Below are 23,429 nucleotides of genomic sequence, written 5' to 3' on the forward strand. Positions count from 1 at the left end.
CCCGTCCCCGGCCCCGAGCGGCCTGAGGTCAGTGAGATTCGTCGATCTCACGAGCACGGCCATGACCGCCTTGCTGGACGACGACCTCGCCCGGGCCAGTGCCGAAGCAGGGGTCGAGTTCACGGACTACTTCCTCACCGACCAGGCGAAGTGGGTTTGGCGGTACCGGGTCAACCAGCTGGCCTCGGACGCGGGCAGCGCGGGGTGGCTCACCCGAGCCGTGGTGGCCGAGCCCGAAGGCGTCGTCGTGGGGTACGCCGGGTTCCACGGACCGCCCGATGGGGCGGGCATGGTGGAGATCGGCTATTCGGTGGCCCCCGGCCACCGTCGCCAGGGGTACGCCAGGACGATGTTGACCGAGTTGCTGCGTCGCGCCGCCGCCGAATCCGGAGTCAAGACCGCGCGGGTGACGATCAGTCCCGAGAACACCGCATCCCTGGCCACGATTTCCGGCTTCGGCTTCGTGGAGGTCGGAGAGCAGTGGGACGAGGTGGACGGCCTCGAGCTCGTCTTCGAAGTCCCGGTCTGAACAGGCTGGTGCCAGAAGGCGGCTCTCCGTCCCGAAGAGCCCTACGCGCCAACCCGGTCATGCCGATGACTGCTTGCGTTCCAGCAGGGTGACCGTGACGCCGGGCGCGACATGGCGCTCACCGACAGGTGTGAATCCGCGCCGACGGTAGAGCGCGAGCGCAGGCAGGTTGGCGGTCGCCGTGGAGACGACGGTCAGCTCCGCGGGCTCGACCGAATCCAGTGCGCCGAGTAGTGCCGTTGCGACGCCGAGGCGATGCGCGTCGGGATGGACCACGAGGCGGCAGATGTCCAGAGCACCGTTCGGCAAGCGGGTCCAGGCGACCGCTCCGACGAGCCTCGACCCGTCGCGGACCCCGAGGAAGGACTCGTCGCACGTGCGCAGTTGGTCAAGGGACTCGTGCAGGGGCGGGATGCCGTCGAACCCGATGAGACGGGCTTCCACGGCGTAGGAGATCCGCTGAAGGTCCCACAGCTGACGCAGGGTGCCGGGATCGGCGAGGTCGAGCCGGACCGGTGCCGCGAATGGCCGGTGGAATGCGGTGGCGGGGTGGGGGTTGCCGGTCATGCTCCGATCCTTTCAGAATGCCCGGCCGGGGACGCCGCTCTCGCACCGCGTGGAGGCCCCAATGAGGCACCGCCGAATTGGTCCGCCGACACATCCGCGAAATGGATCCGGCTCCGGTACCACTCACCGCCTAGCGTTGCAGGTACGACCAGGGACCGTCCGCCCCGATGGGACGGTTCCGTCTGATCACAGGAGAGTGGACCATGCATGTCTTCGTTGCCGGTGCCACCGGCGCTGTCGGCCGTCAGCTCGTTCCGCTGCTGCTGGCCGAGGGCCACCACGTCACGGGAATCTCGCGTGGCTCGGCGGGTGTCGAGCGCATTCGGCAGCAGGGGGCGACAGCCGTCCAGGCGGACGTGTTCGACCGGGAGGCGCTGCACCGGGTCCTGGCGAGCGCCGCGCCGGACGCGGTGATCCATCAGCTCACCGACCTGTCGGACGCGGACGGGGAGGCGACCAACCGGCTGCGGCGCGAGGGGACGGGCAACCTGGTGGACGCGGCGGTGTCCGCCGGCGTGACCAGGATCGTCGCCCAGTCCATCTCCTGGGCGTACGCGCCCGGGGAGGGGCCGGCCGACGAGAGCACACCGCTGGACGTCGGGGCGGCACCGCCGCGCGGGGGGATGGTGGAGGGCGTCCGGGCGCTGGAGGAGAAGGCCGCCGAAGTGGAGACGGCGGTGCAGCTGCGGTACGGCATCCTGTACGGCCCGGGCACCTGGTACGCACCCGGAGGGCCCGTCGCCGCGGCGCTGGCCGGGGATCCGTCCGCCCGGTTCCTCGGGAGCACCGAGGCGGACCTTTCGGTGATGTCGTTCCTCCACGTCGCCGACGCCGCCCGGGCCGCCGTCGCCGCGCTCGCCTGGCCCTCGGGTCCCGTCAACATCGTCGACGACGAACCCGCGCAGGCCCGCGAGTGGCTGCCGGCGCTGGCCCGCGCCTTGGGCGTTCCGGCCCCCGGGCCCGTACCCGGTCGCCTGGACTGGGCGCGGGGTGCGTCCAACGGGCTGGCCCGGTCGCGCGGGTGGCGACCCGGGTATCCCTCGTGGCGCTCCGGCTTCGCGGCGCAGATGGCCTGACGCGGGCCGGCGGGCCGCCACAGGTCGCGGCCCGCCACGGGTCGCGGGCGACGGAATTGGTCCCGTGTTCCGCGCGGGGAATGGTCCGCGTGTGAGGGTGCAGGCCCACGTACGTTCGGGCCATGACCGCTGCAGCGCCCGCGCCCATGAAGATCTGTGTCTTCCTCTCCGCCGCCGACCTCGATGAGCGCTACACGCGGCCGGCCCGCGCATTCGGGGAGCTCGTCGGCGCAGGGGGCCACACCCTGGTGTGGGGCGGGTCGGACACCGGGCTGATGAAGGTCGTCGCCGACGCCGTACGGGAGTCGGGCGGGCGGCTCGCCGGGGTATCGGTCGGCTTCCTACGGGAGTGGGCCAGGCAGGACGCCGACGCGATGGTCTTCGCCGAGGACCTCGCCTCGCGGAAGGCCCAGCTGCTCGCCACGTCCGACGCGGTCGTGGTGATGGCCGGCGGCTTGGGAACCCTGGACGAGGCGACCGAGGTCCTGGAACTGAGGAAGCACGGTCTGCACGCCAAGCCCGTCGTGCTGCTGAACACGGCGGGCTTCTACGACGGGTTGGTCCTCCAGCTCCGGCGGATGGACGAGGAGGGGTTCCTGCCGGTGCCCCTGGCGGAACTGCTCCTCGTCGCCGACACCGGTGCCGCCGCGTTCGCGGAGCTGGAGGCCTCCCTTGGGGCCGCCCGGCAGGTCCCCCTCGTGGGGCGCCCCCTCAACTGAGGACCTGGGGCAGCACGCCGCACAGGGTGTCGAGTGCGCCCTTCCACGCGCTGTCCGAGGGGGCCGCGTAGTTGACCACCAAGGCGTCGCGCTCGGGCAGCTGCCAGCCGGAGTCCTGCGCTTCGTGGCCGAATTCCCGGAGCCCGCTCACCACGAGACCCTCCCGGGCGCCCGCCTGGACGACCGAGTTCTCCGTCCCCGCGGGGAGTTCGAGGACGACCTGAAGCCCCGCCTCCATGCCGGCCGCCCGGACGCCGGGCGCCCGCTCCGCCAGGGCTGCGACCAGTTGGTCACGGCGGCGCCGGTAGCGCTGTCGCATCGACCGCACATGCCGGTCGTAGGCGCCCGAGGTGATGAACTCGGCCAGCGTGAGCTGCTCCAGGGTGCTGGACATGTAGTCGCCGTACCCCTTGGCCTCCACGACCTCGGGGACCAGCTCGTCCGGGAGCACCATCCAGCCGAGCCGTACCCCCGGGGCGAGTGACTTGCTCGCCGAGCCGAAGTACACCACGCGCTGGGGGTCGAGGCCCTGCAGGGCGCCCACGGGCTGGCGGTCGTACCGGAACTCCCCGTCGTAGTCGTCCTCCAGGATCAGGCCGCCCGTGTCCCGCGCCCAGGCGACGGCCGCGGTGCGCCGCTCCGGGCACAGGGCGACTCCCGTCGGGTACTGGTGCGCCGGGGTCATCAGTACCGCTCCCACTCCCCGCAGGCGGGCCAGGTCGTCGGTGCGTGCGCCGTGCTCGTCGACGTACAGGGGCGGGGTCCGCAGGCCGGCGTTGGTCAGCAGGTCGCGGTAGAGGTCCAGGCCGTACGCCTCGACGGCGACCGCTCGCGCCTTGCGGACCCTGAGGACCTGGGCCATCAGTGCCAGTCCGTGGTGGAAGCCGGAGCAGACGACGATCCGCTCCGGCTCGGCGTACACCCCGCGGGCCCGTGCCAGGTAGTCCGCGAGCGCGGCGCGCAGCTCCGGACGGCCGCGGGGGTCGCCGTAGCCCAGGGCGTCGTTCGGCGCGGCGGTCAGGGCGCGGCGTGCGGCGGCGAGCCACTGGGTGCGGGGGAACCTCGCGAGGTCCGGCGAACCCGGCTGCATGGCGTACCTGGGGCGGGTCCGGACGGGCCTGGCGCGGGGAGCGCCGGTCGGAGGGCTGTGCGGCTCGGCCCTGGGTGCCACCCGGGTGCCGGAGCCCTGCTGGGCGGTGAGCCAGCCCTCGGCGACCAGCTCCGCGTACGCCTCGACGACGGTGTTGCGGGAGACGCCCAGGTCCGCGGCGAGCGAGCGGGACGGCGGCAGCCGGGTACCGGGCGCGAGGCGCCCCGTGCGTACGGCTTCCCGCAGCGCGTCGGTGAGCCCGGTGCGCAGCTTGGTCCCGCGCAGTTCCAGATGCAGGTCGGCGCCGATCGCGGACGCAGGCGGTTCGGCGGCGGAATTGGTCCGGGAATCCCTCATGTAATTGGACCATACTCCAGTACCACCCGATCCGTAGCGTTGCCGGCATGACGATGAACGAAGCACATGAGCACACCACCCGACTTCCGGAGCACACGGCACGCATGGACTGGGCGAAGCTCGCCCCTGAGGCCTTCAAGGCGCTGGTCCGACTGGACTCGGCCGCGGGCCGCGGTGTCGACGCCGCCCTGCTGCACCTGGTGAAGGTCCGCGCGTCGCAGATCAACCACTGCGCCTTCTGCCTGGACATGCACAGCAAGGACGCCATGGCCGCCGGCGAGTCCGCGGAGCGCGTGATCCAGCTCGGCGCCTGGACGGAGGCGAGGCACTTCTACACGGCACGGGAGATCGCGGCCATCGAGCTCACCGAGGCGATCACCGTCGTGACGGACGGATTCGTCCCGGACGAGGTGTACGCCAGGACCGCCGCGCAGTTCGACGCGACCGAACTCGCCCACCTCATCGCCGCGATCGTGGCGATCAACGCCTTCAACCGCATCGGCGTCTCGACCCGCATGGTCCCCGGCCACTACACGCCGAACGCCTGACACGCCCGTCCGGCCGGGTCCCTGCCCGGCCGGGCCGGCCCGGCGGCCGACGCGTCCCCCGGCCGCTTCCCCCGCTCGTGGCTCCTCCCCCGGCAGCAGACGTCAGGGGTGCCCCGCCGGCGACCACCCCGACCAGGAGATCCACGTGGGTACCGCTTCCCCTCCGCCACGCCGACCGGCCCTGGCCCGTGCCGCCGACGAGTTCGTCCTCACGACCTTCCTGCTGTTCCTCGCGGTGACGGTCGTGCGATGGCTGCGTGACCCGCAATCGTCCCTCTACATCGCCGACCTGCGCATCGCCCTCGTCGTGATCGGCGCCGTCAGCGGGGCCATCCTCACCGGCCTGATCCTCAGCCCTCCCGGACGGCGCAGCGGCGGCCACACCAACCCCGCCGTCACCGTGGGCCTGTGGCTGATGGGCGCCTTCCCCGGACGGCACGTCCTGCCGTACGTGCTGGCCCAGCTCGCCGGTTCCGCCGCCGGTACGGGCCTGGCTCGCCTCGCCTGGGGTCCGGCGGTGGCGCTCCCGTCGGTCTCGCACGCCGCGATCCGGCCCGCCCCGACCTGGCAGCCCGTGCCGGTCCTCCTCGGAGAGGTCGGGGGAATGCTGGCACTGACCCTCGTCGTCGCGTTCTTCGTCGCCCGCCCCCGGTTCATCCGCGGTCTGGCGCCCGTCATCGGGCTGTCCGTGGGGGTGGTGATCGCCACCCTCGGCCCGCTCAGCGGGGGCTCGGTCAACCCGGCCCGCCAGTTCGGTCCTGCGGTCTTCTCCGGGCAGACCACCGACCTCGCGATCTACCTGGTCGGGCCCATCATCGGGGCGGCACTCGGGGCCGGGCTCTACCGGTTGCGGGTCCGGGCGCGCCGCACCCGCGTCACCGCGGCGGCCACCGCCGCACCCGCCGCGCCCGCCACGCCCGGCCCGCGGCGTGTCCAACTGCTCGTCGGCGGCGCTTTGTTCGTATCGGCGTTCAGCCTCAGGCCCGCGATCACCAGCCTCGGCCCCCTGCTGGAGGAGGTCCGTACCTCCCTCGGCATGAGCGGCACGGTGGCGGGCCTGCTCATCTCCCTGCCGGCCCTGTCGTTCGCCGTGTTCGGCGCCGCGGCGCCCCGGTTGTCGCGCCGGTACGGTCCGGCGGCCGTGATCTGCACGGGCATGGCACTGGTCGCCACCGGCCTTTTCCTGCGCCCCTTCACCGGGCACACCGTGCCGTTCCTCGCCGCCGGCGCGCTCGCCCTGAGCGGCATAGCCGTCGGCAACGTCCTGATGCCCGTCGTCGTCAAACGCTGGTTCCCGCGCCGCGTCGGCACCATGACCGGCCTGTACGCGATGGCCCTCTCCTGCGGTACGGCCCTGGCCGCCGCGCTCAGCGTCCCGGTGACCGGCGCCCTGGGCGGCGACTGGAGGCTCGGTCTGGCCGCCTGGGGCGCGGTCGGCGCCGTCGCCGTGCTGCCCTGGCTGCCCCTGGTACGGGACCGGTCCCGGCACGCCTCGGCCGCCGCCGGTGCGTTCGCCGGGACTCCGGCCACGCCGACGGGCCGCATCACGGGCAGTCCGACGGCCTGGGCGCTCACCGTCTACTTCGGCCTCCAGTCGGCCGCCGCCTTCGTCGCCATGGGCTGGCTGCCGCAGATCCTCCGCGACGCGGGTGTGCCGGCCTCCGCCGCCGGCCTGATGCTCGGGGTGTCGATGGCGGTGGGCGTACCCATGTCCTTCGTCCTGCCCGCGATCGGCGGACGGCTGCCCGGTCAGGGACCTCTCGTCGTCGTCCTGGGCCTGTTCGGGGTCGTCGGCTACACGGGGCTGTGGGCGGCGCCCGGTGCCGCGCCGTGGGTGTGGACCGTGCTCATCGGGGTCTCCAACTGCGCCTTCTCACTGGCCCTCACCATGATCGGGATGCGCGCGCGCACCGGCCCCGGCGTCGTACGGCTCTCCGCCTTCGTGCAGTGCACCGGTTACCTGCTCTCCGTCCCCGCGCCGATACTCATCGGAGCCCTCTACCAGCACACCGGCGGGTGGGACCTGCCCGTCGCCGCGATGCTCCTGCTGCTCGTGCCGCAGATCGCCGCGGGCGTGCTGGCCGGCCGGGACCGGACGGTGGAGGACGAACTCCGGCACGGCGCGAAGGCCCCCGCCCCTGCGCAACCGGTGCGCGGTCCCCAAGGCGCCCGGCTCAGGGCCCGCGACGAGTAGCCGCGCCCCAGAGCGACGAACCGCGGGGGCTGACCATGCGCCGTCTGCCCGTCGAGGTCTCGCTCGGCCCGGGACCCGGCAGGGGCCGGACCGTCGTCGACCGCCGCCTGCGCGTCGGCGAGTCCGAGATCCACGAGGGGGCCAGCGAGCCACGGTTGCCGCGAGGACCGCCGTTCGCGGCGGAACCTACTTCTGCAGGAAGGACTGCAGCAGGTTCGTCACTTCCTGGGGCTTCTCCTCGGTCACCCAGTGACCCGACCCCTTGATGACCCGGCCCTCGACGTTCACGGCGTAGTCACGCCACTGGTCGGCGATCTTGCCGCCGAACGACGCCTGGCCGCCGATCGCCAGGACCGGCATCCGCAGCTTGCCTTCCGCCAGGAACTTCTTGTTCTGGTCCACGTCCCCGCGGAGCTCGCGGTACATCTTCATCCAGGCCACCGTGCGGCCCGGCTCCTTCAGGTAATGGGCGTAGAAGTCGTAGTCGTCCTTCGAGAACGCCGATTGGTCGGCCAGGAGCTCCTCGATGAAGCCCTGGACGAAGACGCGCTCGTGACCGGAGATGAGCTGCTCGGCGAGCGGCAGCTGGAACAGGCCGAAGTGCCACATCGAGGGGGTCTTCGGGTTGGCCTCCAGCGCCGGGAAGCGGTACAGGCTGTCGTCCGGGATGGGAGCCTCCATCACGGCCAGGCGGCGCACCTCCTTCGGCCACTGGGCCGCGTAGGCGTAGCTGACCCACAGACCGACGTCGTGCCCGACCACCTGGACACCGTTGTTCAGCTTCAACTGCTTCAGCAGCTCATGCACGTCCTTGGCCATCTGTGCCTTCGTGTAACCGCCCCTGGTGACCTCGGAGTTGCCGGCGCCGCGAAGGTCGACCGCGATCACGGTGTGGTTCTTGGACAGCGGGCCCATCTGGTCCCGCCACTCGGCCCACGACTGGGGGAAGCCGTGGATCAGCACGACCGGTGGACCCTTGCCGCCTCGCAGGTAGTGCATGCGGAAGCCGTTCACTTCCGCGTACTTGGACGTGAAACCGGGGGGAGGTTTCGCCTGCGGGAAGGACGACGGGGAGGGAGACTCTCCCACCGCCGTGTCCTGCCCGCGGCTGTCGCCCCACGCTCCGGCGCTCGCGCTCGGGCAGACCAGCAGGACGGCAGCGAGCACTGCGATGAGCGCGATGAACCTGCCGGTTTTCCTGGTTGGTGTATCCACGATTCACCCACCTGAAGTGATTCGTACGAGGGAAGTCGAGGTGTTGCCGCAGGCCACCGGTGCGCGTGACCAGGGCGAGACGAAAGCAGTGGACGCTGTCGCACCGGCGACGCCGCGCACGACCCAGGGGCCGTGGGTTCTCCCGCAGCGGTGAGGCGTGTGGGCAAAGGGCAGATGGCCTGCCCTCCAGGCTGTACACGCCGGCGGGGGCAGAGCTGAAGGTCGGGCCCTACGCGACCATCATGAGCACAGCACGCGGGGATACGCCATTGGGGGGGACGGCCGCCCACCACTGACAGCCCGGTCGCCGACGTCACGCGGGGCGCCGCCCTCCGGCGGAGGTCAGCGCACCCGGATGCCGGCGCGGAAGACGGCCCGCACGTCGAGGAGCGCTGCGGGGTCCTTGACGGGATCGCCGTCGACGGCCAGCAGGTCGGCGTCGGCACCGGCGGTGATCCGTCCCTTGCGGCCCTCCACACGGCACAGCCGGGCGGCCAGGCTGGTCACGGAGATCAGGGCGTCGGCGGGGGCCACGCCCAGGCGGACGAGGGCGCCGACGCCGTGCGGGAGGACGTCGTGGGGCTTGTCGGGCCCGATGCCCGCGTCCGAGCCGATGACCACGGCGGCGCCCGCGGCGTGCAGGTTGCCGAAGGTGTTCAGGATGGTCCGGACGTGCGCGGCCAGGGCCGGGGGCGGGTTGAACGCCGCGCCGGGGACCATGCCCAGGGTGAGGCTGGCGAACGTGCCGCTGTCCACGATGGCCGCGGCGAGGTCGGGGTCGTACGTGGCGCCGTCGGCGCCGAGGAAGGTGACGTGCTCCAGGCTGTCGACGCCCGCGTCGAGGGCGTCCCTGATGGCCTGGACGCCGTGTGCGTGGGCGGCCACCGGCAGGCCGAGACGGTGTGCCTCGTGCACGACCGCGCGCAGGTCCTCCGGGCCGTACTGGGAGACGTGCGGGGGCACGGAACCGGGCGTCATGTTGCCGCCACTGGCCATGATCTTGATGACGGCGCAGCCGCGGGCGTGGCGCTCGCGCACCGCGGCGCGCAGTGCCTCGGGGCCCTCGGTCTCGCCGCCGAAGAAGTGGCAGTGCCCGCCGGGCGTGGTGAGCGGGGGGCCTGCGGCAAGGATCTCCGGCCCGTGCTCCGGGGCCCGGGCGAACTCCTCGACGAGGGTCAGCGAGAGGTAGTCGCGGTCACCGAGGTCGCGGACGGTGGTGATGCCGGCCCGGAGCGCCGCCTGGGCCGCGGCCCGCATCTGCGCCAGCAGGTCCGGGTCGCCGGTCGCGGTCAGGGAGGTCACCGGGTCGGGGCTCGCGTCGAACGCGAGGTGGGTGTGGGTGTCGATGAGTCCGGGCAGCAGGCATGTCCGCGGGCCGAGGTCGACGACCGGGGTGCCGTCGGTCGGCAGCGCGCCGGTGCGGTCCACGCGGAGGATGCGGTCACCTCTGACATGGACCGTGGCAGGTCCTGAGCGGGTGAACCCGTCGAACATCGAACCGGCGTGTATGGCAGTGGTGTTGAGCAAGGTGGTTCCCCTTGAAGAGCAGTGCCGGCCCGCGGGACGGCATGCGTCGTCACGGAGACGGCGAGGATCGGGCGGCGGCCCGGGGCCGGCCGGGATCAGGCCAGCGTGCCCATCCGGCGGACGGCTTCGGTGAGGATCTCCGGCGACGTGGCGAAGTTGAGGCGTACGTGCCCCGCGCCGCCCGTGCCGAACTCCAGGCCCGGGGAGAGGGCGACCCGGCCGCGTTCCAGGAAGGCGGCCGCGGGATCGTCGCCGAGGCCGAGGGCGCGGCAGTCCAGCCACGCCAGGTACGTCCCCTCGGGCCGGCGGTACCGGACGCCGGGAAGGTGCCGCTCGAGCAGTTCGCCGAGGAGGCGGCGGTTGTCGTCGAGGCCGGCGAGCAGCGCGTCCAGCCAGCCGCCGCCGAGCCGCAGGGCGGCGGTCTGGGCGATGACGCCGATGCCGCTCAGCTCATGGGCGACGCTCAGGGGGATGCGTCGCAGGACGTCGTCCGCCTCCTGCGCCCAGGCGAGCATTCCGGCGCGGAAGCCCGACAGGTGCCACCCCTTGGAGGCGGAGTAGACGGCGACGGCGTCCTCGGTGCCGGGGACCGAGAGGTACGGCACATGGTGCGCGCCGGCCGGGACGAGCGGCGCGTGGATCTCGTTGGAGACGACCCGCACCCCGGACTGCCGCGCCAGTCCCGCCACCGCGGCCAGTTCCTGCGCCGTATGGACCGTCCCGGTCGGGTTGTGGGGGCTGCACAGCAGGAAGACCGTGGGGCGGCCGCCGTCGGCCGTCCGGCCGAACGCGGCCCGCAGCGCCTCGAGGTCGATGCGGTGGTCGGGTCCCAGCGGGGCCTCCACGACGCGGCGGCCCAGTCCCTCCGCGATGTGCCGGTGGAGCCCGTACCCCGGGGAGTTGACGACGACCACGTCCCCGGGCTCCGTCGTCACCTTGAGCGTCTCGGCGATGCCCGTCAGGGCGGAGGGGACGACCATCGTCCGCTCCGTCGCCATGCGCCATCCCCAGCGCTTGGCGGCGAATTGGTCCCAGGCCTCCGCCATCGTCGCGTCGAAGGGCGGGTAGCCGGTGTCCCCGCGTTCGAAGGCCAGGGACACCGCGTCCACGACCGCGGGGGCCGGGGTCGCGTCCATGTCGGCGATCCACAGCGGCAGGACGTCCGCCGGATGGTGACGCCACTTGATGCCCTTGCGGCGCCGCAGTTCGTCGATCGTGAGCCGCCGCAGCGGATTGCCCGCCCGCCGTGCCGTGTCGTCGGCCGTCTCGAATCCTGCGGGTGCCATGACCTTCCTCCGGTGGACGTGCGACACGGTCACGCGCCGGGTCCGCCGGGACGGACCATCGCCGGAGAGCGTGAGCGCGCCTTCCGGACTGCCGTCCTCACCCTAACAGAGTGCTTGACGCGTCAAGCACGCGGGGTCGCACCATGCCTGGCCGTACGGCACCCCGGAACGCCGCTCCCCGGCTCGGTGCGGAAAAAATGCGATGATCGGCCTCCTCACCCCCCCAACGGCGCTCGCCGGGGACCGTGGCGGCGTTCGACTTCTCCACCGGTGACGCGCCGGAGAACATCACCGTCGACCGGACGGGTCGCTGACCCTCTCGATGCGGGGAAGCTTCGCCGGCAAGCCCCCCGGAACTGGTGCGCCTCGGCGCCTCCGGCAGGCACCGGACGGTGCTGGTGACCGGCGTCCTGGGCGACACCTTCACCGGCAACACCCGCGGCGCCGACGGGACGGTCCACTACACCCTCTGGTCGAGCGACCCCGCGCGCGCCGGCGTCCGGAAGCTCGCCCCGGACAGCCGCACCGCCCGCCGCATCCGCACTGCCGGCCGACGGCCTGCCCAACGGACTGGCCGTCGAACCCGGCGGGCGCACCCTCTACGTCGCGGACAGCCGCAAGGGCACCATCCGGGCCGTACCCGCGGCAGGCGGGAAGGCGCTCCCCTGGCTCACCGACCAGGCCCTCGCGCCGCTCCCGGCACCCTCCACCAGGTGGCCGGGGGCGCGGCCGGCATGGACGATGGACGATTTCAGCTTCCTCGGCGACCGGTCCGACCGGTCCGACCGGTCCGACGTGGTGCTGGCCGCGGTCAACGCCGCGAACCGCGTCGACGTGATCTACCCGGACGGCACCCGGGCGACGGTGCTCACGGCGGCGCACGGGCTCGCCTCGCCCACGGCCACCGCGGTGCGCGGCACCATCCTCCACGTCACCGAGGCCGGCGTGCAGGAACCCCATCACGCGCAGGTGCAGCGTGCGAGGATCCACCCCCGCGCCCCGCGTCCCACCACGGGCTGAGGCGACGCACGGGGGTGTTCACGTCCGGGCTTCCCTGCGGGCGCCCCGCGGGGCGACGTGGCCGGCGGCGTGGTGCAGCGAGCGCCAGGCCACCACCGCCCAGGCCGCGACGAGCAGGACGTAGAGCACGACGGCGGTCCACACGAAGGGCTGTGATCCGGTGCGGGTGGCGAGGGCACCCGTGCCGGTGACGCAGGCGCCGAGCGGGAAGATGAAGGACCACCAGCTGGGCGCGAAGGGGAGTCCCGCGCGCAGCTGCCGTACGGTCAGCGCCGCGGCGAGCACCAGCCACAGCATCGCGAAGCCCCACAGCCCGATTCCGCCCAGCAGCGCGAACGCCGCCGCGGCCCGGGCGTACGGAGCGGGCAGCGCGCTGGGCGCCGCCGTGGCCAGCGAGCCCATCGCCGTGACCGCCTGGTCGACGGCGCCCAGGCCGATCCACACCGTGGGCACCACCGCTCCCGTGGGTGCGTCGTGGTGGACCAGCCGGCTGAAGACCATCGCCAGTACCAGCAGGACCGCCACCAGGCCGAGCCCGAGCATCGCGTAGCAGCCGAGCAGCAGGGCCAGCCGCGGCTGCCCTGCCGGTGTGTGCGGGACCAGCAGGGCGCCCGTCGCCGCGGAGACCAGCGGCGGCACCACCGGCAGCAGCCAGCCGCCGAACGCCGCGTCCGGAGCGAAGCGGTGCCGGGTGACCATCACGTACGGCACCGCGCAGGCCGCCGCCAGGCCGAGTACGGTGCCCAGTGACCACAGCGCCCAGTCCACGTTCAGGGCCGTATGCGCTCCGAGCACCTGCCGGCCGAGCAGCTGCGCGCCCGCCCCCACCGTGAGCAGTGCCATCGGAGGGGCCCCGAGGAACGGCGCCAGCATCGGATCGCCGGCGTGCACCCGCAGCGTCCGCTGCCTGAGGTAGCCGGCCGCAAGGACGACCAGGAGCAGTGCGGCACCCGCCCAGACCACCGTGGCCGCGTCGCGCAGCCAGGCGGAGCTCCGCGGCAGGGTGACCGCCGCGTTGGCGACGATGCCGGTGCCCATGACCGCCGCGAACCAGCTGGGGCCCAGGTGCGGACGTCGCGTCCCGGTCAAGGCCGGCAGCCGAGGGCGTGCATGGGTGGCGTGCCGGGGCCCCGCGTCGCTCCGGGGCGGGAGGGACCGGGTATCGCTGGGGTCGGATGTCACGGCGGAGAACGCTTCTTTCCTCGCATCGGGAATCGCCGTCGGCAATCGGCACACCGCCCCCAGGCCCAACAGCTCACGGGCCGCGGCCGCAGCCGTCGGCTCGTTGGCCCTACGACGTTACGGTGACGTTCGGCTCCCTCCGCATCACTGCGCGTGCCATGACACCCTCACATCAGGACGTCCGGCCGGCGGAACCCAGCGGGCGCCGTACGCACCGGCGCTGCACGGCGCGGGGGAACGTCCTGATGTGACGCCTCCCCGGCACCTTCGGCCCTCGGCGTCGGCCCGGCACCGTCCTAAGGTCGGTGGTGCCACACGGTCAGCGATGCGCGCACCCCGCCGGCACGGGACGGGGCCGCTCCCCCACCGGGAGCCCTGCGCGGATGACGGGGCCCTTGCGACTGCGCCCGCCATCGGCTGTCCCGAATGAGGAAAGAAGGCGATCCACCCAGTGGCGTCGACATCCAGCGCCGAAGAACCGGCACTCCAAGGACCGGAATTCGGCCTCAACGAATGGCTCGTGGACGAACTGTACGAGCGCTACCTGCGCGATCCCGGATCGGTCGACGAGCAGTGGAGGGACTTCTTCGTCTCCCCCGCCGCCACCGCCGGACGTCAGGAGCGTGCCGGCACGCCGTCCCCGCACGAGGACGCGCGAGAAGCGGCTGCCAAGGCCGTGCGCGTCGCCGCGCTCATCCACGCCTACCGCGTACGCGGACACCTGGTGGCCGACACCAACCCCCTGGCGGCGGGTCGGGTGGCCACGCACCCGGAGCTCGACATCGCGGCCTTCGGGCTGCGCGACGAGGACCTGGAGGCGGAGTTCGTCGTCGACGGCTTCGCCGGGCGCGACACCATGACGTTGCGCGGTGTGCTGGACGTCCTGCGCAGGTCCTACTGCGGGACGGTGGGCGCCGAGTACATGCACATCCAGGCCTTCGAGGAGCGCCGCTGGGTGCAGGAGCGGATCGAGGCGCCTTCGCCCCGGCCGGACCGTGCCGACCAGTTGCAGGTCCTCTACCGGCTCGGTGCCGCGGAGGCCTTCGAGACCTTCCTGCAGACCAAGTACGTCGGCCAGAAGCGGTACTCGCTCGAAGGCGGCGAGTCGGCAATCGTGCTGCTCGACGCCCTGCTGCTCCGCAGCATCCGGCACGGGATGCGGGAGGCGGTCATCGGGATGGCCCACCGGGGCCGGCTCAACGTCCTGGCCAACATCATCGGCAAGTCGTACGGGAACATCTTCCACGAGTTCGAGGACGCGGTGGACATCCTGTCGGTCCAGGGGACCGGCGACGTGAAGTACCACCTCGGCGCGGAAGGGACCTACCACGCCCTGGACGGGGGCGCGATCGCCGTCTCCGTCGTGGCGAACCCCTCCCACCTGGAGATCGTCGGGCCGGTGGCCGAGGGGGTCGTGCGCGCCAAGCAGGACCTGGCCGACGGCGACGGCGGGGCGTTCCCCGTCCTGCCGGTCGTCGTCCACGGCGATGCCGCGTTCGCCGGGCAGGGCGTGGTCTCCGAGACGCTGAACATGTCGCAGCTGCCCGGCTACCGCACCGGCGGGACGGTGCACGTCGTCATCAACAACCAGCTCGGTTTCACGACCTCGCCCGCCAGCGGCCGCTCCAGCACCTACGCCACCGCCGTCGCGCGCACGGTCGAGGCCCCGATCTTCCACGTCAACGCGGACGACCCCGAGGCCGTCGTACGGATCGCACGCCTGGCCTTCGACTACCGCCAGGCGTTCCACAAGGACGTCGTGATCGACCTGATCTGCTACCGGCGCCACGGGCACAGCGAGGTCGACGACCCGTCCATCACCCAGCCGGCCATGTACGACCGCATCGACGCCACGCCTTCGGTGCGCAAGCTGTACGCCCAGGCCCTGGTCGACCGGGGGGCCATCGACGAGCGGCAGGCCGAAGGCGCCCTGCGGGACTACCGGGAGCGCCTGGAGCAGGCCTTCGCCGAGACGCGGGCCCTGACGGCGGCCGGTTCCCCGAAGCCGGCCACCCCCGCGGACCACCGGGACGACACCGCGGTGCCGGTGCCGACCGCGATCACGGAGGCGGCCGCCCGGCACGTGATCGCCTCCCAGACCGGGCAGCCCGCCGACTTCACCGTGCACCCGCGCGTCCTGCCGCAGCTCCACCGGCGCGCCACGATGCTGGACGCCGGCACGATCGACTGGGCCACCGCCGAGACCCTGGCGATCGGCTCCCTGCTCATGGAGGGGGTGCCGGTGCGGCTGTCCGGACAGGACTCCCGCCGCGGCACGTTCGGCCAGCGTCACGCGGTGCTCACCGACCGGCGCACCGGGGCGGAGCACACCCCGCTGAACGGCCTCGGCGCGGGCAGCGCGGGCTTCTCCCCCTACGACTCGATGCTGTCCGAGATGGCGGCCCTGGCCTTCGAATACGGCTACTCGCTGGAGCGGCCCGACGCGCTGGTGCTGTGGGAAGCCCAGTTCGGCGACTTCGCCAACGGCGCGCAGAGCGTCGTCGACGAGTACATCGCGTCGTCGGAACAGAAGTGGGGCGAACGCTCCGGGGTGACGCTGCTGCTGCCCCACGGACTGGAGGGTCAGGGTCCTGACCACTCCTCCGGCAGGATCGAGCGGTTCCTCCAGCTGTGCGCGCAGGGGAACATGACCGTCGCCGTCCCGACGCTGCCCGCGAACTACTTCCACCTGCTCAGGCAGCAGGCGCTCGGTGAGCGCAGGAGGCCCCTGGTGGTGTTCACCCCCAAGTCGATGCTGCGGCTGAAGGAGGCCACCTCGGGGCTGGCGGACTTCACCACGGGCTCCTTCCGACCGGTCGTACCGGACCGGGACGTCGACGGCGCACAGGCCCGGCGCGTGCTGCTGTGCTCGGGGAAGGTCTTCTACGACCTGGACGCGTACCGGCGGAACGCCGGCCTGCGGGACACCGCGATCATCCGGCTGGAGCGTCCCTACCCCTTCCCGGACGAGGAACTCGGCGCGGAGCTCGCCCGCTTGCCCCGTGACGCCGAGGTGCGGTGGGTGCAGGAGGAGCCGGAGAACCAAGGGGCCTGGTCCTTCGTCAGGCCGCACGTGGAACGGCTGGCGGGCCGCCCCCTCGGATGCGTCAGCCGGCCGTCCGCCTCGGCCCCCGCGGTGGGTTCCGCCCGGCGGCATGCCGCGCAGCAGAAGGAGCTCGTGGAGTCGGCCTTCCGCTGACCACTCCCGCGACGGCGCACGACACCCCTGGGACCGTCCTCCCGGGGGTGTCCGTCGTAGGGGGACCGCTGCGACGGCGTGCCGGCCGCGGGCCGTACGATCCGGCGCATGATCCGGATCTCCTGGGCTCTGATGGCCCAGCACGTGGACGAGTGGTCGGGAACCGACCTGGACGAGGGCGCCGCGGTCCTCGAGGACAGGGTGCGCGCGGCGGTCGCCACGATCGGCCTGAAGCCCGAGGCCGTACAGCATTGGTGGGCGGACTTCCTCACGCCCGTGGTCGATTCACTCCGTACGGAGGGCGCTGCCGCTCTCGCCCGGGGCGAGTCGTGGAGCAAGGCGGCCGGACCGTTCCTCGCCTGCGCCTCGCGGGTCGGCTGACCGGACGGAGCCGCGGCGCGAAGGTCTCCAAGCGGCGAACAGGTCCGCCCAGTGCGTGAATCCGGGGTAGTCGGAACGGACGCCGTGCCGGGCCGACAGGGCCCTGACGATGCCGAGGCCCCGGCCGTGCTCGTCCGGGTCGGTGGCGCCCGCCGCCGCGCGGAGCCCTTCCGACGGACCCGAGTCGGTGACCTCGACGCGCACCGCGCTGCGCCCGTCGACCTCGGTCCACGACAGACGCAGACCCGCAGGGCCGTCGGTGTGCACGATGGCGTTGGTGGCCAGCTCCGATATGACCAGCAGCACGTCCTCGGCGACCGGCGGGGCCATCTCCCACTCGGCCAGGATCTTCCGCACCCTTCGCCGCATGAGGGACAGGGCGCTGTGGAAGTGCGGCAGCGTGCAGGCGTGTTCATCGTCGTTCAGGGGTGTCGGCTCCGGATGCGCCGCCTCGGTGTCCTCCACCGCGCTCCGTGCCCGCGGCGCCTCTGCTTCGGGGCAGGCCGACGCACGTCGCCCGCGGCGACCGGGTTCGGGAGTCGGACCGATGGAGGTCATGGTGATCGCCTTCTGCTCGCTTCGGGCCGCCGACGTCCACCTGCGACTCCTACCCGAGAAGGCGGCTTCACAACGGCCGAGGGCCGCTGTTTCCCAAGCGTTCAACTCCCGGAAGCCTGTTGCCCGTGGCCTCGCTCACGGCCGGCCATGACGCACATCGCCGTGTGCTACGCGCCCGCCGTCGGGCTCAGGTCCCCGGCGCCCAGGCCGGTCGTCCGGAAACTGGCCCGGAACGCCGCCGGCGTCACCCCCAGGTGTCGTACGAACGCCCGGCGCAGGGACTCGGGCGAGCCGAATCCCGTGCGCCGCGCCACGACGGCCATGGGGTCGTCACCGGTCTCCAGCATCGCCTGGGCGGCCTCCAGCCTGACCTGCTCCACGTACCGTCCCGGACTGGTGCCCACCTCGTCGTAGAACAGCCGCGTGACGTGCCGGACGCTGACGCCGGCCCTGCGGGCCATGGCCGTCAGGGAGTGGTTGCCCCCGGGGTTCTCCGCTACCGAGTCCAGGACCTCGCGGAGCATCTCCTGGCGCGGGTGCGGCAGCCGGGAGCGCGCGCTGAACTGGGACTGGCCGCCCGGTCGCTGCATGAAGACGACCATGTCCTTGGCGACCGCCCGGGCGACCTCCGCCCCGTAGTGCTCCTCGACGAGAGCCAAGGACAGGTCGATGCCGGCGCTGACGCCGGCCGAGGTCATCATCTTCCCGTCGCGGACGAAGATGGCGTCCGGCTCGACCTTCACGGACGGGTAGCGCAGCCCCAGTTCCCGGGTCTGCCTCCAGTGCGTCGCCGCCCGCCGGCCGTCCAGCAGCCCGGCCGCGGCCAGCAGGAAGGCCCCGGTGCACACCGATGCCGTGCAGCGGGCCTTCCCGCTCAGTCCCCGTACGGCGTCCAGCAGGGCGTCGTCCTTGATCACGGTTTCCCATTCCGGGCCGCCCGGGACCACCAGGACGTCGCACGTCTCGTGCACGTCGGCGACGGACAGGTCGGCACTGAGACGCGTCCCGGCGGCGGTGACCACCTCCGCCCCGTCCTCGGACACAACCTGCACCCGGTACGGTCCGCCCCATTCGTTCGCCGAGGCGAAGACTTCGATGGGGCCCGTCACGTCGAGCAGCCGCACCCCCGGGAAGACGAACACCAGCACCGTGAGCGGACCCGCTCCAGGCTGCTTGTGAAACATGGGACACCTCCCGGTCATGCGCCGCGCGGACCGCGGTCGCCGCGGTTCCCCGAGGACCCCAGGACGACGACGGCGGAACCGCCGTTCCCCGGCTTTCCACCCGCCATCGTGCGCGCGCGACCCGCGCCGACGCCACGACCTGTTTGCTCCCTCCTGAGAGGCACAACCTCCCAGGCCGCACACCGGCACCACGCCGTCTCATGCGGCGGGCGCCTGAGGGCTGCGGGCACCCAGCAGCGCAAGGCAGTTGACCCACAGCGGGCCGAGCTGCGCCGTGCTGTTGTAGAGCTTGGCGAACAGGACCCGGCCCTCGAGCTGTGCCACCACGGAACGGGCGGCCGCCCGCGTGTCCGGGACGGTCACCTCGCCCCGCCGCAGAGCCTCGACGACGACCGACTCCACCATGCCGACCTGCGCTTCGAAGATCTCCCGCAGGCGTTCGCGGACGACTTCCGTCAGTTCGCCCGACTCGACCGCGAAGTTGGCGAACATGCAGCCCGCGACGATGCCGCAGTCCCGCTGTCCCGCACCTTGCTGGGCGCTGGTGGCCTCGAAGAGCGTCCGCAACCGCGACAGGGGTTCCGCGTCGGGATCGAGGAGGCGGAGCCAGACGCGTCGTTGCGCGTTCCAGTGCTCGTCGATGACGCTGAGCGCGAGTGCCTCCTTGGAGGCGAAGAAGTAGTGGAAACTGCCCCTGGGCACTCCGGCCGCTCTGCAGATCTCCGCCAGCCCCAGCGCCGCGTAGCCACGTTGGTCGAACAGCGTGTGAGCGGCGCTCAGAATCTTCTCCCTGGCACCACTGGTGCTTCCCATACGAGAACTATACGACCGGTCACCTACTGGACCCGCCCCGCTCCGCGGTACGTCCGGATGTGAGGCCCCGATGGCATGTCCTTCCGCCACGGCCCTCTCCCCCCGCCGTGTTGCACCTCATGGCACGGGACGAGGACGGACCGCGCGAGAGCTCGCGTCCGTCGCGTCCGAGCGCAGACGGACCCGGAAGGAACCTGCATGACTCCGAGGCAGTACACCGACGGCTTCCGACCGGAGCTGGTCGTCATCCCTTGCGGCTCCCGCAAGTTGGACCACCGGGCCAGGGCGGCCGACATGTACATCGGCAGCTACCACCGCGCGTGCCGGAAGGCCGCCGAGGCGCTCCAACCGGACCGGCTCGTGATCCTCTCCGCCCGGTACGGCCTGCTGGACCTCGACGACGAGATCGACCCGTACGACACCCCGCACGGGCACGCCGACGCGGTCACCGACGCAGTTCTCCGCGCCCAGGCGGAAGACCTCCGGATCGCCGCCGTCGACCCCGTCGTCATCCTCGGCGGCGCCCGTCACGTCGCGCTCGCCAGGGCCGTGTGGCCGCACGGCCTCACCCCGCTGAGCGGAACCAGGGGCATGGGTGAGCAATTCGCACGCCTCGCGGCGATGGCACGCGCAGAAGCCACGCGACCCCCCGCCACGGCGAAGACACGCGATGCCCGGCGGACCGTGGCACTGCGCCGCCTCAACAGCTGATCGGGCGACCACGCCGGCGGGCCGGCCCGGGCCCCCGGCGCTCCGGCCCCCGCGGGCCGTCAGCCGTCAGCCGTCAACCGGAGACCGTGCGACGGCCCACGCTCATGTACGTGAAGCCCAGCCCTGCCATGCCGGCCGGGTCCAGCACGTTCCTGCCGTCGAACACCAGCGGCCGGCGCATGACGTCCCTGGCCTGCTCCCAGGGCACTTCGGCCAGTTGGGGCCACTCGGTGACGATCAGCGCCGCGTCGGCCCCGGTCATCGCCTCCAGAGGGGTGGCGTGGCGGGTCGTCGACGACCACGGTTCGACGGCGCCGGGCTGCGCGAGGGGGTCCCAGGTCCGGACCGTGGCGCCCTCGGTCAGCAGCCGGGACGCGATGACCGTACTGGGCGCCTCGCGCATGTCGTCCGTACCGGCCTTGAAGGCCATGCCGAGCAGGGCGACCGTCGTGCCGCCCAGGCCGCCCAGCTCCGCCTTCAGCCGCTGGATCGCCCGCCGCGGCTGCAGGTCGTTGACCTCGATGACGGCGGTCAGCAGCTGGAAGGCGTAGCCGGCGTTGCTGGCCATCGCCCGCAGCGCCCGGGAGTCCTTGGGGAAGCAACTGCCGCCGTAGCCGAGGCCCGCCTGCATGAAGTACGGGCCCAGCCGGTGGTCCAGGCCGATCGCGCGGGTCACGTGCTCGATGTCGGCTCCGGTCGCCTCGCACATCGTCGCGATCTCGTTCGTGAACGTGATCTTCGTGGCGAGCAGGGCGTTCGCGGCGAGCTTGACCATCTCGGCGGACGCGGTGTCCATCACCTCCACGGGGCCGTCGATGCCGTGGTGCAGGCTCCTGACCAGGTCGGCGGTGGCGGGGTCGTCCACGCCGATGACGATCCGGTCCGGGTGCAGGAAGTCGCCGACCGCCTTGCCCTCGGCGGTGAACTCCGGGTTCGAGGCGTAGCCGACGTGCGTCAGGCCGGCAGCGTCCAGGGCGGCGCGCACCCGCACCGCGGTGCCCACCGGCACCGTGCTCTTGACCACGACCGCCGCCAGGTGCGACGCGGTCTTCAGCGCGTCGATCACCAACCACACCCGGGACAGGTCCGCGTCCCCCGACGCCGTGGGCGGGGTGTCCACGCAGACGTAGGCGACCTCGGCGTCCCTGACGGCTGCCTCTGCGTCCAGGGTGAACGTCAGCCGTTCCTTGTTGCGGGCGATCAGGTCTCCGAGGCCGGGCTCGTAGATCGGCACGTCACCCGCCTCGAGGAGACGGATCCTCTCCGGCTGGACGTCACGGAGCACGACGTCGTGACCCAGTTCGGCGAAGCAGGCCCCGGTCACCAGGCCGATGTAGCCGGCGCCGAAGATGGCGATACGACGTTGGGACGGCTGAGGCATGCGCGGTGTTCCGTTCGTTCTCGAGGCGAGCCCCGCACCCGGGTGGGGCACTCGCTCCCGCTGGGACCATGGCCGGGGCCGGGGCCGGCGCCCTGGATCCCGTCCGGCTCTCTGGCTGGTGCGGGGCAGCATAGCCCCTTTCGGACGCCTGCCTGACGGGCCGTGAGACCGGGCATGAGCGTGGGGCGACCCGCTCGGGCCGCCCCACGGACATGAGCTCGGTGCCGGTCGTCAGTGCCGGCCGATGTCCTTGATCTTCTCCTTGGCCTGGCGCGCGTCGCCCTTGGCCTGCTCCATGCGGCCCTCGGCGGTCAGCCGCTCGTTGCCCACGGCCTCTCCAGCGGCCTCCTTGGCCTTGCCGACGGCCTGCTCGGTCTTCGCCTTGGCCTTCTCATTGGCGGCCATGCTGCTCACCTTCCCAGGTATCGAGGTCATGTTCTGTGGTTCGCCTGACCGCTGGGCGGCGTCGCAAACACCACTCACTCGTGCGCGGGAACCCGTGGACTGCCGGGCTTGGGCGGGGGTAGGCGGGTGACGCACCGAGGGTGCAGGCTGGAACATACCGACGAGGAGGGTTGCCGAGATGCAGATCGCAGTGGCCGGTGGCAGTGTCGCGGCGACGCAGGAGCACGGCGCTGCGGACGCGCTTCCCGAGGTGCCGGGCAATATGACGCCGCCCGAGATCCGGCAGGTCTCCAAGGTGATGTTCGCCCGGCTGCAGGCCTTGGAGGAGGGCACAGCCGAGTACCAGTACGTGCGCAACACGCTCATCGAGATGAACACCTCGCTGGTGCACTTCGCGGCCCGCCGGTTCTCCCAGCGCGCCGATCAGATGGAGGACATCGTGCAGGTGGGCACGATCGGCCTCATCAAGGCGGTCGACCGGTTCGATCCCGCCTACGGCGTGGAGTTCGTGACCTTCGCGGTGCCGACCATCGTGGGCGAGATGAAGCGGTTCTTCCGCGACACCAGCTGGTCGGTCCACGTGCCCCGGCGCCTGCAGGAACTCCGCATCGAGGTGGCCAAGGCCACCGACGCCCTGGAAGCCGAACTGGACCGGGCCCCGACGACGGCCGAGCTGGCGTCCCGCCTGGAGATCACCGAGGAGCAGGTGCTGGAGGCCCTGACCGCCGCCAACGCCTACTCGGCCGCCTCGCTCGACGCGCCGGCGACCGAGGACGACGACGGCAGCGCTGCCTGGGCGGAGCGCCTGGGCTACGACGACGCCGCCTACGGCAAGGTCGACGACATCGAGGCGGTCAAGCCCCTCATCCGGCAGCTGTCCGAGCGGGATCGGCTGATCCTCTCCCTCCGCTTCGGGCACGACATGACCCAGGCCGAGATCGGCGCCCACCTGGGCGTCTCGCAGATGCAGGTCTCCCGGCTCCTGTCGCGGATCCTCACCCGCCTGCGCGCCCAGGCGCTGACTCGTTGAGCCGACGGAACCCGGCTTCCCCCGGCCGCCCCGGACCCCGTGGTGTCAGAGGGGCTGGAGCCGGCGGCGCAGAAGGCAGAATTCGTTGCCTTCCGGGTCGGCCAGCACGTGCCAGTTCTCGGTGCCGGTCTGGCCGACGTCGGCGGGCCTCGCGCCCAGCGCGAGCAAGCGCTCCAGCTCGGCATCCTGGTCGCGGTCGACCGGGTTGACGTCGATGTGCAGCGGGAGCCTCCCGGTCCGTGGATTGCTGCTCGGGCTGAGGATGAGGGTGGGCTGCGGGCCGCCGAAGCCGACGCCGGGCGGCCCGATCTCGATGCTTCCGTCGTCCTCCCGGCCGAGTTCGACGTAGCCGAGGACCTCGCTCCAGAACGCGGCGAGCCTCTCGGCGTCGGCGGCATGGATGACCAGCTCACTGATGCGGCATGACATGCCCGGGAGTGTAGGCAGCCACGGCGCA

The 23,429-nt window shown here is 72.4% G+C and carries 20 protein-coding genes and 2 pseudogenes; 10 read left to right on the top strand and 12 right to left on the bottom strand.

Annotation, left to right across the window (positions count from 1 at the left end):
• Positions 1-61: 61 nt before the first annotated feature.
• Positions 62-529, top strand: a complete 468-nt coding sequence (locus PV341_RS09265; protein ID WP_500325997.1) for a GNAT family N-acetyltransferase — start codon at positions 62-64, stop codon at positions 527-529.
• Between the two features lie 57 nt (positions 530-586).
• Here PV341_RS09265 and PV341_RS09270 read toward each other — a convergent pair whose 3' ends face one another.
• Positions 587-1,096, bottom strand: a complete 510-nt coding sequence (locus tag PV341_RS09270) for a GNAT family N-acetyltransferase (protein WP_500325999.1) — start codon at positions 1,094-1,096, stop codon at positions 587-589.
• 203 nt (positions 1,097-1,299) lie between these two features.
• Between PV341_RS09270 and PV341_RS09275 the strand changes: the two genes are divergently transcribed.
• Positions 1,300-2,172, top strand: a complete 873-nt coding sequence (locus tag PV341_RS09275) for an NAD-dependent epimerase/dehydratase family protein (RefSeq protein ID WP_500326001.1) — start codon at positions 1,300-1,302, stop codon at positions 2,170-2,172.
• Between the two features lie 146 nt (positions 2,173-2,318).
• Positions 2,319-2,891 (top strand): LOG family protein, encoded by a 573-nt coding sequence (locus tag PV341_RS09280; protein WP_500326216.1) that lies wholly within the window; start codon positions 2,319-2,321, stop codon positions 2,889-2,891.
• Here PV341_RS09280 and pdxR read toward each other — a convergent pair.
• A complete protein-coding gene (gene pdxR / locus PV341_RS09285; RefSeq protein ID WP_500357326.1) occupies positions 2,884-4,338 on the bottom strand; it encodes a MocR-like pyridoxine biosynthesis transcription factor PdxR in 1,455 nt (484 codons plus the stop codon). The two genes, PV341_RS09280 and pdxR, sit on opposite strands and share 8 nt — an antisense overlap.
• A 47-nt stretch (positions 4,339-4,385) precedes the next feature.
• Between pdxR and PV341_RS09290 the strand changes: the two genes are divergently transcribed.
• From PV341_RS09290 to PV341_RS09300, 3 genes and pseudogenes are all read left to right on the top strand, one after another.
• A complete protein-coding gene (locus tag PV341_RS09290; protein ID WP_500326005.1) occupies positions 4,386-4,886 on the top strand; it encodes a carboxymuconolactone decarboxylase family protein in 501 nt (166 codons plus the stop codon).
• Positions 4,887-5,130: 244 nt separating this feature from the next.
• Positions 5,131-5,670: pseudogene (locus PV341_RS09295) on the top strand (MIP/aquaporin family protein); the annotation flags it as partial.
• Between the two features lie 63 nt (positions 5,671-5,733).
• On the top strand, positions 5,734-7,080 hold the full coding sequence (locus PV341_RS09300; RefSeq protein WP_500357348.1) for a CynX/NimT family MFS transporter: 1,347 nt from the start codon (positions 5,734-5,736) through the stop codon (positions 7,078-7,080).
• A gap of 186 nt (positions 7,081-7,266) precedes the next feature.
• On the opposite strand, the gene PV341_RS09305 is transcribed toward PV341_RS09300, so the two are convergent.
• The 3 genes from PV341_RS09305 to PV341_RS09315 all read right to left on the bottom strand — a co-directional run bounded on the left by PV341_RS09305 (position 7,267) and on the right by PV341_RS09315 (position 11,108).
• The gene (locus tag PV341_RS09305) at positions 7,267-8,295 is read right to left on the bottom strand and encodes an alpha/beta fold hydrolase (protein WP_500326007.1); all 1,029 of its coding nucleotides are present in this window, start codon (positions 8,293-8,295) and stop codon (positions 7,267-7,269) included.
• A 342-nt stretch (positions 8,296-8,637) separates the two neighbouring features.
• Positions 8,638-9,723: a metal-dependent hydrolase family protein gene (locus PV341_RS09310; protein WP_500357328.1), complete on the bottom strand. Its 1,086-nt coding sequence runs from the start codon at positions 9,721-9,723 to the stop codon at positions 8,638-8,640.
• Between the two features lie 194 nt (positions 9,724-9,917).
• Positions 9,918-11,108 (bottom strand): MalY/PatB family protein, encoded by a 1,191-nt coding sequence (locus tag PV341_RS09315; RefSeq protein ID WP_500326011.1) that lies wholly within the window; start codon positions 11,106-11,108, stop codon positions 9,918-9,920.
• A 741-nt stretch (positions 11,109-11,849) separates the two neighbouring features.
• Here PV341_RS09315 and PV341_RS09320 point away from each other — a divergent pair.
• Positions 11,850-12,128 (top strand): hypothetical protein, encoded by a 279-nt coding sequence (locus tag PV341_RS09320; RefSeq protein WP_500326013.1) that lies wholly within the window; start codon positions 11,850-11,852, stop codon positions 12,126-12,128.
• 18 nt (positions 12,129-12,146) lie between these two features.
• Here PV341_RS09320 and PV341_RS09325 read toward each other — a convergent pair whose 3' ends face one another.
• Positions 12,147-13,217 (bottom strand): TDT family transporter, encoded by a 1,071-nt coding sequence (locus PV341_RS09325; protein WP_500357330.1) that lies wholly within the window; start codon positions 13,215-13,217, stop codon positions 12,147-12,149.
• A gap of 553 nt (positions 13,218-13,770) precedes the next feature.
• Here PV341_RS09325 and PV341_RS09330 point away from each other — a divergent pair.
• A pseudogene (locus PV341_RS09330) lies at positions 13,771-16,509 on the top strand (multifunctional oxoglutarate decarboxylase/oxoglutarate dehydrogenase thiamine pyrophosphate-binding subunit/dihydrolipoyllysine-residue succinyltransferase subunit); the annotation flags it as partial.
• 285 nt (positions 16,510-16,794) lie between these two features.
• Here the strand turns inward: PV341_RS09330 and PV341_RS09335 are convergent.
• The 3 genes from PV341_RS09335 to PV341_RS09345 all read right to left on the bottom strand — a co-directional run bounded on the left by PV341_RS09335 (position 16,795) and on the right by PV341_RS09345 (position 19,445).
• Positions 16,795-17,355 (bottom strand): ATP-binding protein, encoded by a 561-nt coding sequence (locus PV341_RS09335; protein ID WP_500326019.1) that lies wholly within the window; start codon positions 17,353-17,355, stop codon positions 16,795-16,797.
• Positions 17,356-17,615: 260 nt separating this feature from the next.
• On the bottom strand, positions 17,616-18,632 hold the full coding sequence (locus tag PV341_RS09340) for a GlxA family transcriptional regulator (RefSeq protein WP_500326021.1): 1,017 nt from the start codon (positions 18,630-18,632) through the stop codon (positions 17,616-17,618).
• A gap of 198 nt (positions 18,633-18,830) precedes the next feature.
• Positions 18,831-19,445 carry a TetR/AcrR family transcriptional regulator gene (locus PV341_RS09345; RefSeq protein WP_500326023.1) on the bottom strand — a complete coding sequence of 205 codons (615 nt, stop codon included), beginning with the start codon at positions 19,443-19,445 and terminating at the stop codon, positions 18,831-18,833.
• A gap of 198 nt (positions 19,446-19,643) precedes the next feature.
• On the opposite strand from PV341_RS09345, the gene PV341_RS09350 reads away from it, so the two are divergent.
• A complete protein-coding gene (locus PV341_RS09350) occupies positions 19,644-20,156 on the top strand; it encodes a DUF6884 domain-containing protein (RefSeq protein WP_500326025.1) in 513 nt (170 codons plus the stop codon).
• A 73-nt stretch (positions 20,157-20,229) separates the two neighbouring features.
• On the opposite strand, the gene PV341_RS09355 is transcribed toward PV341_RS09350, so the two are convergent.
• Positions 20,230-21,537 (bottom strand): UDP-glucose dehydrogenase family protein, encoded by a 1,308-nt coding sequence (locus PV341_RS09355; protein ID WP_500357331.1) that lies wholly within the window; start codon positions 21,535-21,537, stop codon positions 20,230-20,232.
• 231 nt (positions 21,538-21,768) lie between these two features.
• Positions 21,769-21,942, bottom strand: coding sequence for a CsbD family protein (locus tag PV341_RS09360; protein WP_499509936.1), 174 nt, complete (start codon positions 21,940-21,942; stop codon positions 21,769-21,771).
• Between the two features lie 178 nt (positions 21,943-22,120).
• On the opposite strand from PV341_RS09360, the gene PV341_RS09365 reads away from it, so the two are divergent.
• Positions 22,121-22,972, top strand: coding sequence for an RNA polymerase sigma factor SigF (locus PV341_RS09365; protein WP_500326029.1), 852 nt, complete (start codon positions 22,121-22,123; stop codon positions 22,970-22,972).
• A gap of 45 nt (positions 22,973-23,017) precedes the next feature.
• Here the strand turns inward: PV341_RS09365 and PV341_RS09370 are convergent, their stop codons facing one another.
• Positions 23,018-23,401 (bottom strand): VOC family protein, encoded by a 384-nt coding sequence (locus tag PV341_RS09370; protein ID WP_500326031.1) that lies wholly within the window; start codon positions 23,399-23,401, stop codon positions 23,018-23,020.
• Positions 23,402-23,429 lie beyond the last annotated feature (28 nt).

Origin of the sequence: Streptomyces sp. PA03-1a, assembly GCF_033792805.1 — a bacterium.
GTDB lineage: Bacteria > Actinomycetota > Actinomycetes > Streptomycetales > Streptomycetaceae > Actinacidiphila.

What these genes read in the sequence shown, in the direction of transcription:
- PV341_RS09265 (WP_500325997.1), top strand. Translation starts at nt 62, where the DNA reads ATGACCGCCTTGCTGGACGACGACCTCGCCCGGGCCAGTGCCGAAGCA.
- PV341_RS09270 (WP_500325999.1), bottom strand. Translation starts at nt 1,096, where the DNA reads ATGACCGGCAACCCCCACCCCGCCACCGCATTCCACCGGCCATTCGCG.
- PV341_RS09275 (WP_500326001.1), top strand. Translation starts at nt 1,300, where the DNA reads ATGCATGTCTTCGTTGCCGGTGCCACCGGCGCTGTCGGCCGTCAGCTC.
- PV341_RS09280 (WP_500326216.1), top strand. Translation starts at nt 2,319, where the DNA reads ATGAAGATCTGTGTCTTCCTCTCCGCCGCCGACCTCGATGAGCGCTAC.
- pdxR (WP_500357326.1), bottom strand. Translation starts at nt 4,338, where the DNA reads ATGAGGGATTCCCGGACCAATTCCGCCGCCGAACCGCCTGCGTCCGCG.
- PV341_RS09290 (WP_500326005.1), top strand. Translation starts at nt 4,386, where the DNA reads ATGACGATGAACGAAGCACATGAGCACACCACCCGACTTCCGGAGCAC.
- PV341_RS09315 (WP_500326011.1), bottom strand. Translation starts at nt 11,108, where the DNA reads ATGGCACCCGCAGGATTCGAGACGGCCGACGACACGGCACGGCGGGCG.
- PV341_RS09320 (WP_500326013.1), top strand. Translation starts at nt 11,850, where the DNA reads ATGGACGATTTCAGCTTCCTCGGCGACCGGTCCGACCGGTCCGACCGG.
- PV341_RS09340 (WP_500326021.1), bottom strand. Translation starts at nt 18,632, where the DNA reads ATGTTTCACAAGCAGCCTGGAGCGGGTCCGCTCACGGTGCTGGTGTTC.
- PV341_RS09345 (WP_500326023.1), bottom strand. Translation starts at nt 19,445, where the DNA reads ATGGGAAGCACCAGTGGTGCCAGGGAGAAGATTCTGAGCGCCGCTCAC.
- PV341_RS09350 (WP_500326025.1), top strand. Translation starts at nt 19,644, where the DNA reads ATGACTCCGAGGCAGTACACCGACGGCTTCCGACCGGAGCTGGTCGTC.
- PV341_RS09355 (WP_500357331.1), bottom strand. Translation starts at nt 21,537, where the DNA reads ATGCCTCAGCCGTCCCAACGTCGTATCGCCATCTTCGGCGCCGGCTAC.
- PV341_RS09360 (WP_499509936.1), bottom strand. Translation starts at nt 21,942, where the DNA reads ATGGCCGCCAATGAGAAGGCCAAGGCGAAGACCGAGCAGGCCGTCGGC.
- PV341_RS09365 (WP_500326029.1), top strand. Translation starts at nt 22,121, where the DNA reads ATGCAGATCGCAGTGGCCGGTGGCAGTGTCGCGGCGACGCAGGAGCAC.
- PV341_RS09370 (WP_500326031.1), bottom strand. Translation starts at nt 23,401, where the DNA reads ATGTCATGCCGCATCAGTGAGCTGGTCATCCATGCCGCCGACGCCGAG.